This is a genomic window from Streptomyces sp. NRRL WC-3549 (genome assembly GCF_000721935.1).
GTDB lineage: Bacteria > Actinomycetota > Actinomycetes > Streptomycetales > Streptomycetaceae > Streptomyces.
The window spans coordinates 62,081-77,352 of record NZ_KL585406.1 but is presented as its reverse complement, the minus strand read 5'-3'; the positions used below and the strand labels follow the sequence as shown (position 1 = coordinate 77,352).

Here is a 15,272-nt window from a genome sequence, read left to right as displayed (position 1 = left end):
TCAGAGATGTGTATAAGAGACAGGGTCCGTGTCGAGGAAGGGCTGCGCGAGACGGACTTCGGTGCCTGGGAGGGGCTGACGTTCGCCGAGGTGCGGGAGCGCTTCGGCGCCGACCTGAGTGCCTGGCTCGCCTCCCCGGACGTGGCCCCCACGGGCGGCGGCGAGAGCTTCACGGAGGTGGCCGAGCGGGTGTCGGCCACCCGCGACCGGCTGATCACGGCGTACGCGGGCCGCACCGCGCTCCTGGTCACCCACGTCACGCCGATCAAGACGCTGGTCAGGCTGGCGCTGGGGGCCCCGCCGGAATCCCTGTTCCGGATGGAGCTGGCACCGGCTTCCGTCTCGACGGTGGCGTACTACGCGGACGGCAACCCCTCGTTGCGGCTGCTGAACGACACGTCACACCTGCGGTAGCCCCGGGGCGGGCCCGCCCCGGGGCTCGACCGTGCCCGGGTGGGCCCGCCCGGCGCCCCGGCCCTCAACCGCGCCCGAGCGCCGAGGCCTCGGCCGCCAGCCGCTCCACCCGGGCCCAGTCCTTCGCCGCCACGGCGTCCCCGGGGACCATCCAACTACCGCCCACGCAGCCGACGTTCGGCAACGCCAGATACGACGGGGCGGAGGCGAGCGAGACACCGCCCGTGGGGCAGAACCGGGCCTGGGGCAGCGGCGAGGACAGGGCCTTCAGATAGGCGGTGCCGCCGGCCGCCTCGGCCGGGAAGAACTTCATCTCCGTGACGCCGCGCTCCAGCAGCGCCACCACCTCGGACGTCGTCGAGACCCCCGGCAGGAACGGCACCCCCGACGCCTTCAGCGCGTCCAGCAGCGTGTCCGTCCAGCCGGGGCTGACCAGGAAGCGGGCGCCGGCGGCGACCGTCTCGGACACGTTCGCCACGGAGATCACGGTCCCGGCGCCCACCACGGCCTCGGGGACCTCGGCGGCGATCGCCCGGATCGCGTCGAGCGCGGCGGCCGTCCGCAGCGTCACCTCGATCGCCGGGAGCCCGCCCGCGACCAGCGCCCTGGCCAGCGGAACCGCGTCGGCCGCGTCCTCCAGGACGACGACGGGGATGACGGGGGCGAGGTCCAGGACGGACGCGGAGGCGGGCACGGCGGCGGGCGCGGGGGAGGTCATGCGCTCATCCTGCCGCGCACCCCACACTCCGCGCAACGGGCGTTGCGCATGCTGCAACACCTCGGCGTCGGTGTCAGCGGATCTCGGCGAATTTCAGCGGATCTCAGTGGATCTCGGTGACCACCACGTCGAGTGACCACGCCCGGCCCGGACGCGCCGGGGACTGCGCCTCGACGACGTACCCCAGGTCCCGCAACGCCTCCGTCAGCTCCGCCGGGTCCTTCGGCCGCGCCCCGGCGGTCAGCAGGTCGCGGACCATCCGGCCCTTGGTGGCCTTGTTGAAGTGGCTGACCACGGAGCGCTTCTCCACGCCGTCGACCATCCGCGAGTGGAGCACGCGCACGCTCGCGGTCCGCTCCGCCACCTCGCCCGCCGGCTTCCACGCGGCGGTGTACGCGGCGGACCGCAGGTCCAGCACCAGCCCGTCCCCGGCCGCCTCCGGCATCACCGACGCCATGGGGCCGCGCCAGTACGCGCCGAGCGCCCCCAGCCCCGGCAGCTTCACGCCCATCGAGCAGCGGTACGACGGAATGCGGTCGCCCACGCGCACCGCGCCCCACAGCCCGGAGAACACCAGCAGCGACGCACGGGCCCGCCGACCGGCCGCCGCGTCCAGCGTGGCCAGGCCGAGCGCGTCGTACAGCACCCCGGTGTAGATCTCCCCCGCGGGCCGGGCCGCGGCCGTCCGCAGCTCCGCGTTCTTGGCGACCTCGCCCCGCAGCCCCTCGCTCAGACCGAGCACCTCGCGGGCCTTCTCCTCGTCGCCCGCGCACAGCTCGACCAGCTCGTCCAGGACCGCCGCCCGCGCCTCGGCCAGGCCGGGCAGGGACAGGGACTCGGGCTTCAAGGGTGCTCCGCGCCCCGGTGCGGCCTTTCCTTCGGAGGGCGGCAACAGCACGAGCACGGGGATTCTCCTTCGGACGCGACACGGGGCCCCACACGCGCGGGAGCCCGTCAGCAAGGGTACGGGGCCGGGCGGACGGCCTCGCTCCGCCGGGTACCATGGCCGGTACGGCAGACGAGCCGGGCGGACGGCCGCGTGGGGATCCTCGGATCCTCCCGAGGAACGTCCGGGCTCCACAGGGCAGGGTGGTGGCTAACGGCCACCCGGGGTGACTCGCGGGACAGTGCCACAGAAAACAGACCGCCGGGGACCTCGGTCCTCGGTAAGGGTGAAACGGTGGTGTAAGAGACCACCAGCGCCTGAGGTGACTCAGGCGGCTAGGTAAACCCCACCCGGAGCAAGGTCAAGAGGGAGCACCCCGGTGCTCCTGCGCGAACGACCGAGGGCTGCCCGCCCGAGTTCGCGGGTAGACCGCACGAGGCCGGCAGCAATGCCGGTCCTAGATGGATGGCCGTCTCCCCGGCCGCCGCGAGGCGACCGGGTGACAGAACCCGGCGTACAGCCCGACTCGTCTGCCGCTACCTGCGGCTTCGCCTTGGAAAGGGCCTCTGACCTGCGTCGGAGGCCCTTTCCGGTCTTTCGAGGGCTTGCCGCGTTAGGCGGCGGAAAGTCCTTCGGAAGTCCCTCGGACAGCGCTGAAAATCCCTGAAAAAGTCCCTGGCGCGGAGGCACGGAGGACGCCTCTGGCCTGGGGTAATCAGGCTTCTTCTGGCCTCAGCGCGCGGCCTGTGGGAGCTCGGGGAACGTGCCGATGACGCGACGAGCCGCAACGCTCGTCGTCGAGGTCGAGACCCCGGGAGTCCTCGCGCTGGCCGAGCTCGTTGAGAGTGAACAGGAGCCATCCTCGACACAGTCCCCGTCGTTCAGGTGGACGAGATTTCGCCGCTGCCCCCGAACGCTCGCGGCCTGACACTCCAGCAGGTTGTCCTACGATCGGCCTCGGTCGCCTTTCGGTGGCCGAGGCCCTCGTCGTCTCGGAAGGAACGTGCATTGCCCACGCACACCCTCACCATCAACGGCGAGAAGGTGACCATCACCCAGAAGGGTGTCCTTCTGGCCGCCGCCGACGCTCGCCCGAACGTTCGTCCCCGACGCCACGGCGTCCTCATCGGCTCCGTGCTCTGGGCGCCGAAGGACCTGCTGCGGACCGTCGTCGGCAACGACGACCTCGGGAACGTCGACTCCCCGCGTGCCATGAAGGCGTTCGACAACCTCGGCTTCCAGACCTTCACCGAGACCGTCTACACCGCGGACGGCCTTCCCTTCGTCCACCCTGAGAATCAGCTCCGCACACAGGGCGTTCGATCGTGACCAGCCAGACCACCATGTCCATCTACGCCTCCCTGGTCGCCGCGATCGAGGAGAAGGACGGAGTCCCCAGGTCCACGTCCGCCGCCTGCGGGACATCCTTGGAGCCAGCCGCACCGGCAGCACGGTCGCCCGCACCATCGAGACCGAGCTCGCCCGCGCAGGCATCCTGCACTTCCCGCCGACCATCCCCACCAGCCAGGACCGTCGCGTCGTCCTGTGCACCAACCCGATGGGGAAGCTGGTGATCGAGAACCTCCGCGCTGCTGACGTCGACGAACCGACAGACGCTCACGTCCCGAAGGCGCAGGTAACGCTCGAACTCATCGCAGCCGCGTTCAGCCCTGGCCAGAAGACTGAGGAGGCGTGATGGCCGACCCGAGCACCGACACCTGCCCCACCCGTGGATGGGAACCGCACCTGTGGCGCCACCCTCCGCTGAGAGGTCACCCCCGAGCGAGACGCCGAGCCCTACGTCGCCTGCGGCCAGCACATCACCGCACCCATCACGCGCTCGGGTGAGCTTGTGCCGTTCACCGCCCGGCCGCTCTGAGCACCGCAATGGCCGTGCAGCGGACGTGACCAATGGGATGCTCGCCAACGGCCGCTCCGCCATGCGCGCGGCTTGAACCAGGCCAGACCGAGCCTGGGGCCAGCCCGTCCCCGCCGAACAGCGACGGGCTCGTCTCCGCAGGCACCCCTTGGACCACACAACCAGGAGGAATCAGTGTCGTACCCGCAACTGCTCACCCCCGAGGATCAGAGGAGGTGCCGGTTCGGCGCCTGTGCAGCGTTTGCGTACTCAGGCAGTGCAAGAACTGCGACGCCGGCGTCTTCGAGGACCTCGGTGCCATCGGCGCCGACGACGAACGTATCGGGTTCGCTCCACGCGGTGACGACGCGGCGGAGGCCCACGTCGCGGATGAGCTGGGCGCAGGGGCGAGGGCGGGATGCCCGTCTGGCGCATGGCTCCAGGGAGCTGTAGATCGTGGCGGTGGCGAGCCGGGCGTCCTCGGCGGGGAGCTTGGCGAGGGCCCCTTCCTCTGCGTGGTCGTGGGGGTCGCTCTCGCGGGAGTAGCCGCGGGCGAGTTCGGTCCCGTCGGCCGCGACGATGACCGCCCCCACGCTGAAGGCGGTCTCCGAAGGCGGGCAGAGGGCGGCCAGCTCACAGGCGAGAGCGAGCCAGTTGCGGTCTGCGGTGTTGGGCTCGCGGCCGGTGCCGGGAGCGCAGGCTGAAGGGGTGGTGCTCATCGGGGCTCCGTCGAGGTGTCCTTGGGGGCGTACCTCAGGAGTACCACGTCGCCGATCTGGCGGGCCTCGAGAAGTCGGAGGCGGGCGGCGGGCCCGCCGGGATAGCTCGCTGGGCCGAGCATGCGCACTGCATCCGGCTGACCGACCAGGAGCGGGGCGATGACGAGTTGGAGCTCGTCGGCTAGAGCTGCTTCGAGGAGCTGTGTGTGAACGGTTCCGCCACCCTCGACCATGAGCCGCCTGACGGCGTACTCGTCGCCGAGAATGTCGAGCGTGGCGGGCCATACGGCCTCAGTGGGGACACTCTGAACGGTAGCCAGGTCGCCGAGGTTGGCGCGAGCTTTCGCGGTGGCCTCGTGGCCCACGGCCAGGACGAGCTTGTCGCCTCCGTGGTGCCAGAACTTCCAGCCGGGGTCGAGGTTGCCCGTTCCTGTGATGGTGACCTTCAGCGGGTACTCCGGCTGGCCAGCGGCGACCCGGGACGCCCTGCGTTCCGCCGAGTTGACGAGGAGGCGGGGGTTGTCGGCGCGGAGTGTGCCGGCGCCGACAAGGATCGCGTCGACACTGGCTCGTACGGAGTCGACGCGTTCGAAGTCCTCCTTGTTGGAGAGCAGGAGCCGGTCCTCGCCCGGGCGGGTGTCGAGGTGGCCGTCGATCGATACAGCTGCGGACAGCAGGACGTACGGGCGGGGCACGGTATCTCCAGGCGGCGTGCGCGGGTGAGTCAGGCGGGATGCAGAACGATTCGGTCGAGTGAGGCTCGGAACTCGGCGACGCCGTCCTCGCCGGCTGCGGGGGCCAGTGCCTGGTCGAGCCGGTCGAGCTGTCCGAAGATGCGGGCAGATCCGGTCTCGGCGGCGATCCCGACGGCCTGCCCGCCGATTCGGGCAGCGAGGGTTACGTTGCCTGTGCCCGCGTGGGCACGTGCAGCGCGAGCGAGGTAGACACCGCGGTCCCGGCGATATGCGGGCGGGAGCACTGTTAGGGCGCTGTCGAAGCCTGCTGCGGCCTGCGCATACTCGCCGAGTGCGGCGAGGGAGCGGGCCCGGGCGGTGCTGATGTACGCCGTATCGAGCCAGGAACCCCAGACGCCATCGGAGCCCGCGCGAATGAGAAGAGCAAGCGCGGTGTCGTACGCCCTGTGGGCTTCACCGCCTTCACCGAGTACGGCGTGCGCGTGGGCCTCGTGCAGAACGGCGATGACTTCGAGGCGGCTCCCGGGGCGGGCGGTGCGTCGGGCGGCTGCGGCGAGGCCGAGAGCGTCGGCAGGATGACCGGTGTCGACCGCGAGCTGTGCCTTACGGCCGAGGATGTACGCGGTGAGATCGGTGTCGCCGGTGATGTGGGAAGCGTCCAGTGCTTTCGCGGTGTGGCCGTGGGCGGTGCGCTCGTCGCCGATGTCCTGGGCGAACCAGCCTGCCAGCTCTTCGTATCGCGTTTCCAGGGCGAGAAGCTTGATGGCGTCGGTGCCACGAGCGGCTCGGCGTCTCGTGGCAAGGGAGACGAGGTGTTGTTGCAGGGCGGGCAACACGTGCCGGGGGCCGATGAGGTTGTCGGTCTGGATCATCACCCGGCGGAGTTGCGCGAAGTGCTCGAGGGGAGACCCCATGTCGGCGAGTTCGGTGGCAGCCGCCGGCGTCGCGGCCGGCATGGCTGTCGCAGCCAGGCCGGCGATCCCTGAGGCGAGAACAGCGCGGCGGGGCACGGGCACGAAGAGGATCCTTCCGTGGATGCGGGCGGGGACGACGACCGTGTCCGTGTCGTCTGCGAGAGAGCCTGCCCGCACGACCGCGCTCATGGCCAGGGTCTCCGGGGCGCTGGCCCCATGGCTCCGTGTGCTGGCCCCATGAGCCGATGTCCCGGCTCTGGACACCGGGGCGGAGCAGTCCTGGGGAGCCTCGCGCTCCGCGCTTTCCCAGCCACGAACCAATGCGCCGGCGGCATCGAGGGCATCATCGAGAGCGATGGCCGCGTGCTTCGGGACGGGGCGTTCAGCGCGCTCGAAGCGCCCGAGATGTGCACGGTCGATCAACACCCTACGAGCCAGAGCCTGTTGCGACAGCAGACGGGCCTCGCGGAACTGGCGTAGCTCGTAACCCCAGCGATGCCATGGGCCGGCGTCCGGAGTCAGCTCGTTCGGCTGCTGCCCCACGCTTCCTCCTCCACCGTGGACTTTCGTTCACCCGCGGTCGAGCCAGCGACACGGGCGGCTCTCCATGGCGCCTGCGGAGCCAGCGTGCGGGGCTCCATCCAGGGCCTGTCCATGGGGCTTCCGTACCGCTTTCATCGTCGGTACGAGCTGATCACACGGTATCCGAACGTCGCCTGACACGGACCTGATTCACGTCAGTGGTGAACGTAGTGGTCGGTCGGACCGAACGTATTGCGCAACCGTCGGATGAGCCCTGCGCGGGCTGAGCACGCACGATCTAGGGGAAGGCGACCATGAAGACAAGCAAAAGCCTGGGCGACATGATCGCCGTCTCCAGTCCACGGATCAGCCTGATGGGATCCCGGGACCGAACGGACACCGACACTGTTCAAACCCAGGAGAGGCACCGCGAACCCGCCCCGCTGGAGCGTCCGGCGCGCAGCGGCGAGTTCGTCCGGCTCCGTCAGCAGTTCTGTCGCGAGGCGACCGAAAGGCGCGACCGCTGCTCTGGTGATCGCCGTCTGCGGGTGCTGGCGTACAGCTTGGTGACGAGCAGGAGTGCCACCCCGGACGAGGACTGGAACACCCTCCAGGCCGAGGCCGAGCAGCATGGCTACGCAATGGGAGCAAGGTTTCACGACGTAGCCGTTCCCGTGACCACGACGTACCGCCCTGGCTCGGGTGCCGGCCGTGGCATCTACACACCGCCCTGGAAGCGCCCTGGCTGGGGGGAGGTCGAGCGACTGATCCGAGGCGGCTTCGCGGACGGCGTGATCGTCCTGGACCGGCACAACATCAGCTCCGATGACGACGAGTACCGCGCCGTGATCAAGGAGCTGGGCGAGCGGTACCAGGCGTTCATTCACCTCGTGATCCCCGAGGAGCCGCCCGGTCCGACTTGAAGGCGACCGTTGCGGCGGATGGATGCGAAGGGCTGGGGCTGGAGACAGGCCAGTGCTCAGGTTCTCCTCGTCGTCGCCGTGTTCGCCTTGCTCGTCACGGCCTACCGATCCGCCTGACCGGAGGCCCGTTTTCACGTTCGAGGGGTACACCGATCAGGCAATACGTTTCCTGCCGCCCCGTGAGGTCGGACTCGGCTTTGCATAGTGCCTGCAGGTGACCCGCAGAGCGGGCATGACCGCGATTGGTGAGACCTGCGCGTGCAGTGGTCGTCTCGCCCGGATATGTGCTTCGTTGTCAAGTGGGGGAGAGATCACCCGCGTTCGAGGGCGACCGCACTGCCGTCACCCTGGGGCGCTTCTACGGTTACAACGAAGCAGCCTTGGCGGCGTTCACGGGGCGGTGCCACAAGTCCCTCTCTTCGGCCGTGCCGAAACCGTGTTCCCCCACGGCAGTAGCCGGCCGAAGAGGGTCCAACTTCCCACCCGAGAGGACGAGCACCATGTGTGCGCACAACCCGCCGTGCCCCACGGCTGAGGCTCCCGACAGGGAGGCCGCGCGTCTCCGCGTGCATCGGCCCGAGCAGGGCTGGAGCCTGCTGTGCAACGGCGTGCTTCTCTTCGAGGACACCGGCGAACTCCTCCCCGACGGCCGGGTCATGGCCCCGCTGCGGGCCGTCGACCTGGCGAGGGCAGCCGCATGAAGCGGACCAGCGCCGCACCCCGGCTCGTCCCGTACATCACCCAGCGAGAGGGTGAGTACGGCGGGTTGGAGTCGGAACTCGCGCTGAGCGTGAACGCCTTCGGCGCCGTACGGCTCGCCTACCGGGAGGAGACCGCTGCGGACCGTGGGCCGCGCGGTGAACTGTGGGCGCGATGCTCCCAGTCGCTGAACGCCGCCGGGAGGCCGGCGGGCAGGCCGCAGTGGCGCTTGGTCAACTCCAGCAGGCAGCGGGAGGCGATGGAGCAGCTGCGGTGCCAGATCGGCTTCTGCCCGGCCGAGACCGACCAGGGATACGTCTTCCTCTCCGGGCGAGCGGAAGACGAGTCCCACGGTGTCGGAGAACCGGTGAGGACGGCCCAGCCGCCGGTGTGCCCGAAGCACCTGAGGTCGGCCGTGGAGCTGTGCCCGCACCTGCGGAAGGGGCACGTCGCCTTCCGTGCACGGGCGACCTCGCCGTGGGGCGTCATCGGCACCCGGTACCGCCTCACCGCTACGGGCCTGGCACCGCTACCTGCCGATGACACGCCCATGGCATACGGGCACCCCCAACTGGGCTGGTTCCTGGCGAGCCAACTCATATGCGAACTCGGGGACTATGAGGTCGTCGATCTGGACGATCTCGTGTCTGCCGCCTAGACGGCCGCCCGGCAGTCCTGAGCGGTACGGACAGGACCGCCGGGCGGCTCACCACCGGCGCCAGAGACCTTGTGCGCCGGCCAGCACGAAACCGCCGGCCTTCGGCGGTCCAGCCCGGAACAGGGAGCGTGCGCCGACAGCCTCCCGGCCCGCCGGAACGCGCCATCGGTTCACCCCCTGAACACGAACGACCGAAGGAAGTCCATGACGAACACGACCGTCGAGCCCGACGAGGCGACCCGCCTGCGGAACAAGGTGGTGGACGAGCTGTGCGCGGACGGCAACATCTCCTCTCCGGAGATCGAAGCGGTGATGCGCAAGGTGCCCCGGCACGAGTTCACCCCCGCGGACACGCCGCTGGACAAGGCGTACGACACGTACGCAGCCGTGATCACCAAGACCGACGAGCACGGTGTGCAGCTCAGCTCCGTCTCCGCGCCGCAGATCCAGGCCATGATGCTGGAGCAGGCCCGGGTGGAGCCCGGAATGCGGGTTCTGGAGATCGGCTCGGGCGGGCTGAACGCGGCCTACCTCGCCGAGCTCGTCGGTGAGGACGGTGAAGTCGTCACCGTGGACATCGACCCCACCGTCACCGGTCGTGCGCGCCGGCTCTTGAACGAGCACGGCTACGGCTGGGTGCACGTCGTCACCGCCGACGCCGCCGAACCCGTCCCGGGCCTCGGCGAGCTCGACGTCGTGATGGTGACCGCCGGCGCCTGGGACATCTCCCCGGCCTGGACCGCCCAGCTCAAGGAGGGCGGTCGGCTCGTCGTCCCGCTGCGGATGCGCGGCCTGACCCGCTCGATCGCCTTCACCCAGGTCAAGGGCGAGCACGGTCCCTACCTGGAGAGCGAGTCGGCGAGAATCTGCGGCTTCGTCCCGATGCAGGGCACCACCGCCCACCGGGAGGAACTCCTCCTCGTCAACGGCACCCCGGAGATCGGGCTCAAGTTCGATGACGGCCTGCCCGTCGACCCGCACCGGCTGGACAACGCCGTCACGTACCCGCGCCACGAACTGTGGACCGGGGTCACCGTCCGCATCCAGGAGCTCATCGACACCCTCCAGATGGCGATGGCGATCAGCCTGCCGGGCTTCTGCACGATGGCCGTCGACGAGAACGCGGACACGCGCGTGGTCGACCCCGTGAACAAGCGGTTCGCCCTCGCGGCCGTCGAGGACGACACCTTCGCCTACCTCGTCACCCGCCGCACCGAGGACAACAAGCACCTGGAGTACGGGGTGCACGCCCTCGGCCCGCACGCGGAGCAGTTCGCCGACAAGGTCGCCGGCGTGCTCCGCGACTGGGAGGCCAACCGACGCGGTGGCCCCAGCCCGGTCATCCGGATCTACCCGGCCGGCACCCCCGATGAGCAGATTCCGGCCGACCGGGTCATCGACAAGGTGCACAGCCGGATCTCGCTCTCCTGGCCCTCGGCGTAACGCCGGGAGCCAGGTAATCCCGCACCACCCCAACAGAGAAGAAGGGCACACATCATGACGAGCGCCACTCTCGCCCCGCTCCCGGTCACGCCGTCGGCGGACCTGGACGACGACTTCGCGCCCCTGGACGTGAAGGTCGTCATCGCCGAGCACTCCTACGGCCACCTCATGTGCCAGACGGGCGACGGCTGCGGCACCACCTGCGCGACCGGTGCCTCCGCCTGCGGCTCCTTCACCGAGGACCCGGCCTGATCCAGGCCCACCCCGCACCCGTGGGCTGGGCGAAGCACTTCGCCCGGCCCACGGGCCCCGCTCCCCTCCCCGCGCCGCCAGAAGGAAGGGCCTCATGGCTTCCCGAGCAGCCGCCGGATACCTGTGGCAAGGCGTTGCGATGCTGCGCGCCACCACCAGCCCCGGGCCGGCAGACATCCCCCGTACCCTCGACGTGGACGACGGGGCCGTCACCCGTGGGTGGCTGGACCGCCTCTGGCAGCGCGAGGACTTCCGCAGCGCGTTGGAGCCGGCCTCCCCGGTCCTGTCCGACGCCATCGAGGCAGTCGTCCAGGGCCGGCAGACCGAGCCCCGTCATGTCCGCCGCACCGCGCTGTCGACTGTCGCCTACCTCCTGCGGTGGCAGCACAGGCCGACCCCGCACGGCCTGTTCGCCGGGGTCGCCCCGGTGTCCATCGGGCCCCGGGCGAGCGCACGTTGGCGCGACAAGCACCGCGTGCTGATCCGGCCGGACGCCGAATGGGTCACCGACATGGTGCTCCGCCTCCAGCACACCCCCGCGTTGTTGAAGCGGTTACCGCTGGTCGCCAACAACGCCGCCCACACGCGGGGCGATCGACTCGTGGCCCCGGGCCCGCCCTCGGACGGCCACGCCGTCCTCCTGGCCCCGGTCGAGATATCCGTACGCAACACCCGGCCGGTAGCCGCCGCCCTTGACGCGGCCCGCACCCCCATCGCCTACGGCGACCTCCACACCCACCTGCGCGACCGCTTCCCCCAGGCCGCCCCGGAGAAGATCGACGCCGTTCTCACCAGCCTCGTCGAGCAGCGGTTCCTCCTCACCAGCCTGTGGGCGCCCATGACCACCGTCGACGCCTTCCAGCACCTGTGCCGCGAACTGGACCGGCACCAGGCGGACAACCTCCCCGAAGTGCAGGACCTGGTCCACGAGCTGTACGCCCTGCGCGACGAACTGTCCGCCCACCAACCGACGCTCTGCGACACCAGCGTGAGCGCCGTCGCCGCACGGATGCGCGCTCTCACCACCGTCACCCCGACACCGCTGCTCATCGACACCGCCCTCGACTGCGAGACCCAGCTCCCGCAGACCGTGATCGCGGAAGTGCAGGCAGCCGTGTCGGCCCTCTACCGGACCACCCCGCAGCCCTACGGCTACCAGCACTGGCGCGACTACCACCGCCGCTTCCGAGCCCGGTACGGCGTCGGCGCCCTGGTACCGGTGATGGACCTGGTCGCCGACAGCGGCCTGGGCCTGCCCGCCGGCTACGTGGGCTCCGAACGCGGCGCCGCCCTGAAGGTGCGCACCGACCGCGACGAACTGCTGCTCGCACTGACGCAACAGGTCCTCTTGGACGGCGGCCGTGAACTACGGCTGACGGACGGCATGGTCGACGCCCTGGAGAAGGCCGCCGGGAAGGACGAGCGGCTGTTCGTGCCCCGGGTGGAGGTCGCCTTCGAGGTCCACTCACCCAGCACCCGGGCACTGTCCAGCGGCACCTTCGACGTCCTCCTCACCGCGGTTCCGCGCCCCGGCAGCAGCATGGCCGGCCGGTTCGCCCATGTCCTGCCGCCCGACCATCAGGACGCGCTCGCCGCCACGTACCAGGGGGCGCCGGACGGCCTGACGGCGCAGCTCGTGTTCCCGCCGCGCCGCCACCGCAACGAGAACGTCACCCGTACGCCGCGGCTGCTGCCGCACGTCATCGAGCTGTCCGGCCACCAGGAGACGGACGGGACGACGATCCAGCTCGCCGACATCGCCGTCACCGCGGACCCGCGCAGCTTCCACCTCGTGCAGCTCTCCACCGGTCGGCGCGTCGATGTGCGGGTCCTGCATGCCCTGGAAGGCGGGACCCAGACTCCGCCACTGGCCCGGTTCCTCGCCGAGGTGGCCAACGGGAGGTACGCCGCCTACAAGCCGTTCGACTTCGGCGCCGGTTCCCGGCTCCCGTTCCTCCCGCGCGTGCGCTACCGCCGCACCATCCTCACGCAGGCCCGATGGCTGCTGATGGCCGACGACCTGCCCGGCCGCAAAGCCTCGACCGAGGAGTGGGAGAGCGCCTTCGCCGCCTGGCGGGACCGGCTGCGGGCCCCGAAGCAGGTCGCCATGATCGAGTACGACCAGCGCCTCCCCCTCGACCTGTCCCACCCGCTCCACCTCCGGGTACTGCGCGCCCACCTCGACAACACCCGGCGCCTGGAACTGCGCGAGCTACCGGACGCAGACGCCCACGGCTGGATCGGGCGCGCCCACGAGATCTGGCTCGCCCTGGGCCGGCCGGAGGCGGACACCCCCGTAATGCCCCGGCCGCGCCCCACCGCCCCGGCTACCCCCGAGCGGCATCTTCCGGGCGCCGGCGACGTCCTGCACGCGCAGCTCCACGCCCACCCGCGCCGCTACGACGAGATCCTGAGCCGCCACCTGCCCGGCCTCCTCGCCTTGTTCGGCGACACCCCGCCACTGTGGTGGTTCACCCGGCACCGGGAGATGGCCCGCCCGGACGCCGACCAGCACCTAGACCTCACGCTGCGCCTGCCGCAGGACGCATACGGGCCAGCCGCCCGGCACGTCCGCAGGTGGGCGTACAGCCTGCACGAGACCGGTCTGGCGGCAGGGCTCGTCCTGGCTCCCTATCAGCCGCAGACCGGGCGCTTCGGCGGCGGGTCGGCCATGGACGCCGTGCACGAAGTGTTCGCAGCGGACTCCATCGCCGCCCTCGCGCAGATCCAACTCACCGAGCGGGCCAGCGCCTTCGCCCCGCAGGCCCTCGCCGCAGTCAGCGCCCTGCGCCTCGTCACCCCCCTGGCACCGGACACCACGGCAGCCGAAGAGTGGTTGGTGCGCAACCTCCCCCAGGGAACGGGGCGACTGGACCGGGCCCTGCGTACCCAGGTGCTCGAACTCGCCGCACCGAGCGGCGCCTCCGCGCTCGCGTCCCTGCCCGGCGGCCCTGCGGTCGCCGAAGCATGGCGGGCCCGCGCCACCGCTGTGGACGCCTACCGGACGACCCTGGCCGGTCAGCTGGATCCGCTCGACGTCGCCCGGTCGCTCCTGCACCAGCACCACGTCCGGGCCCTGGGCGTCGACCCGCGCGCCGAGGAGACCACCATCCGGCTCGTACGGACCGCCGCCCTCCAGCACCGGATGGCGGACCGATGACCGCACCGACCGTCACTACCGCCGCAGCGACCCTGCAGCGGTACACCGCCCACCTGGCGGAACCCCAGCCCCCTCCCGCAGAGGAGCCCTGGGCGGTGCAGTCGCTCGCCGACGGCGCCGCCGGAATCAGCCTGCTGCACATCGAGATGGCCGGCCGGCACGGCGGCCCCTGGCGCCCCGCCCACCGATGGATCACGAGCGCGACCACCGGCCCCATCAGCGCGGCCGATCAGACGGGCCTGTTCCTCGGCGCCCCGGCCGTCGGCTTCATCCTCACCACCGTTCCTCCGGCCTACCAGCACCTGTACGCCTCGGCGCGCACGACCCTGCACCAGCACATCACCGACCTCGCCCACCGCCGCGTGGACGCCGCACTCGCCCGCATCGACAGGGGAGACCTGCCGAACTTCGCGGAGTACGACCTCCTCTACGGCCTCACAGGGATCGGCGCCTACCTCCTGCGCACCGACCCCGAAGGCCCAGCCCTGAAGAGGATCCTGCAGTACCTCGTCGCCCTGACCCAGCCGCTCGCCCCCGCCGGTCGCGGGCTGCCCGGCTGGTGGGTCCACCACGACCCCGCCCGCGGCGAGTCCCCCCACTTCCCCGGCGGGCACGGCAACTTCGGCGCCGCACACGGCATCACCGGACCGCTCCTCCTCCTGGCCCAAGCCCTGCGCCGCGGCATCACCGTCAACGGCCACCAGGACGCGATGTCCACCATCTGCGCCCACCTCGACTCCTGGTGCCAGCACGGCGATTCCGGCCCCTGGTGGCCCGAGCACATCTCGCGGCGCGACCTCGACCGCAGGCACCCCCACCACGACGCACCCACACGCCCGAGCTGGTGCTACGGCACGACAGGCATCGCGCGCGCCGGCCAGCTCGCCGGGATCGCCCTGCGCTCACCCACGCTCCAGAGGTTCTACGAGGACGCCCTGTACCGCGCCTTGACCGACCCTGCGCAACTCGCCCTCGTCACCGACACCGGCCTGTGCCACGGATGGGCGGGCATCTACCAGACCGCACACCGCGCAGCAGCGGACGCGCTGGACCCGCGGCTGCGCACCCTCCCGGACAGCCTCGGCGACGCCCTCACCAATCCGAGCGAGCCCGGCACGCTCCAGGCTCCCGGGCTCATCAACGGCGCGGCCGGCACCGCCCTCGCCCTCACCACCCTCGCCTCGCAGCAGGCGCCGAGCACCGGATGGGACGCATGTCTCTTGATCAACTGACCCAGGCGACCGAACCGAGCCCCACACAGCACGCCGTCCTCGCAGTCCTCACCGGCCTGCCGATCACCGTCGCGGCGCGCCAGTATCGGATGGACCCCGTGGTCCTCTCCGACGCGGTCGCGGTCTACGACCGGGCCGGCCGGGAAGCACTGGCCCGACACGCGGCCACCACCGACTGG

The 15,272-nt window shown here is 71.0% G+C and carries 13 protein-coding genes, 1 other RNA gene and 2 pseudogenes; 12 read left to right on the top strand and 4 right to left on the bottom strand.

The genetic code is table 11. The features are described from left to right. A partial coding sequence (locus IH13_RS0118990) for a histidine phosphatase family protein (protein WP_199814743.1) occupies positions 1–414 on the top strand: 414 nt, incomplete at its 5' end. A gap of 64 nt (positions 415–478) precedes the next feature. On the opposite strand, the gene eda is transcribed toward IH13_RS0118990, so the two are convergent. Together eda and yaaA are read right to left on the bottom strand one after the other, a co-directional pair. After that, a complete protein-coding gene (gene eda / locus IH13_RS0118985) occupies positions 479–1,132 on the bottom strand; it encodes a bifunctional 4-hydroxy-2-oxoglutarate aldolase/2-dehydro-3-deoxy-phosphogluconate aldolase (RefSeq protein WP_031086001.1) in 654 nt (217 codons plus the stop codon). Positions 1,133–1,235: 103 nt separating this feature from the next. Beyond that, positions 1,236–2,036: a peroxide stress protein YaaA gene (gene yaaA, locus IH13_RS0118980; RefSeq protein ID WP_031086000.1), complete on the bottom strand. Its 801-nt coding sequence runs from the start codon at positions 2,034–2,036 to the stop codon at positions 1,236–1,238. Positions 2,037–2,151: 115 nt separating this feature from the next. On the opposite strand from yaaA, the gene rnpB reads away from it, so the two are divergent. From rnpB to IH13_RS45555, 3 genes are all read left to right on the top strand, one after another. Beyond that, positions 2,152–2,551: RNase P RNA component class A (rnpB, locus tag IH13_RS39740), an RNA gene on the top strand. A 475-nt stretch (positions 2,552–3,026) separates the two neighbouring features. Continuing rightward, entirely contained in the window at positions 3,027–3,347 is a 321-nt protein-coding gene (locus tag IH13_RS0118975; protein WP_031085999.1) for a hypothetical protein, read from the top strand. A gap of 241 nt (positions 3,348–3,588) precedes the next feature. Continuing rightward, positions 3,589–3,714: a hypothetical protein gene (locus tag IH13_RS45555; protein ID WP_267883858.1), complete on the top strand. Its 126-nt coding sequence runs from the start codon at positions 3,589–3,591 to the stop codon at positions 3,712–3,714. 389 nt (positions 3,715–4,103) lie between these two features. Here IH13_RS45555 and IH13_RS43485 read toward each other — a convergent pair. Together IH13_RS43485 and IH13_RS40950 are read right to left on the bottom strand one after the other, a co-directional pair. Beyond that, positions 4,104–5,290 (bottom strand): annotated as a pseudogene (locus IH13_RS43485) (dihydrofolate reductase family protein). Between the two features lie 29 nt (positions 5,291–5,319). Then, a complete protein-coding gene (locus IH13_RS40950) occupies positions 5,320–6,747 on the bottom strand; it encodes a helix-turn-helix domain-containing protein (RefSeq protein ID WP_031085998.1) in 1,428 nt (475 codons plus the stop codon). Between the two features lie 293 nt (positions 6,748–7,040). Between IH13_RS40950 and IH13_RS0118950 the strand changes: the two genes are divergently transcribed. The 8 genes and pseudogenes from IH13_RS0118950 to IH13_RS44720 all read left to right on the top strand — a co-directional run. Further along, positions 7,041–7,649: a hypothetical protein gene (locus IH13_RS0118950; RefSeq protein ID WP_110085023.1), complete on the top strand. Its 609-nt coding sequence runs from the start codon at positions 7,041–7,043 to the stop codon at positions 7,647–7,649. Positions 7,650–8,149: 500 nt separating this feature from the next. After that, complete coding sequence (locus IH13_RS0118940) at positions 8,150–8,350, top strand: DUF5999 family protein (RefSeq protein WP_031085994.1); 201 nt, start codon at positions 8,150–8,152, stop codon at positions 8,348–8,350. Further along, a complete protein-coding gene (locus IH13_RS0118935) occupies positions 8,347–9,006 on the top strand; it encodes a hypothetical protein (protein ID WP_031085992.1) in 660 nt (219 codons plus the stop codon). Before IH13_RS0118940 ends, IH13_RS0118935 begins: the two co-directional genes overlap by 4 nt. Before the next feature lie 204 nt (positions 9,007–9,210). Then, positions 9,211–10,449 (top strand): methyltransferase, FxLD system, encoded by a 1,239-nt coding sequence (gene fxlM, locus IH13_RS0118930; protein ID WP_031085990.1) that lies wholly within the window; start codon positions 9,211–9,213, stop codon positions 10,447–10,449. 54 nt (positions 10,450–10,503) lie between these two features. Then, a complete protein-coding gene (gene fxlA / locus IH13_RS0118925) occupies positions 10,504–10,701 on the top strand; it encodes an FxLD family lanthipeptide (protein WP_031085988.1) in 198 nt (65 codons plus the stop codon). A gap of 94 nt (positions 10,702–10,795) precedes the next feature. After that, positions 10,796–13,861 carry a lantibiotic dehydratase gene (locus tag IH13_RS0118920; protein ID WP_031085985.1) on the top strand — a complete coding sequence of 1,022 codons (3,066 nt, stop codon included), beginning with the start codon at positions 10,796–10,798 and terminating at the stop codon, positions 13,859–13,861. Further along, a complete protein-coding gene (locus IH13_RS0118915; RefSeq protein ID WP_031085983.1) occupies positions 13,858–15,093 on the top strand; it encodes a lanthionine synthetase C family protein in 1,236 nt (411 codons plus the stop codon). Before IH13_RS0118920 ends, IH13_RS0118915 begins: the two co-directional genes overlap by 4 nt. Beyond that, positions 15,075–15,272 (top strand): annotated as a pseudogene (locus IH13_RS44720) (methyltransferase); the annotation flags it as partial. The gene IH13_RS0118915 and the pseudogene IH13_RS44720, both read left to right, overlap by 19 nt.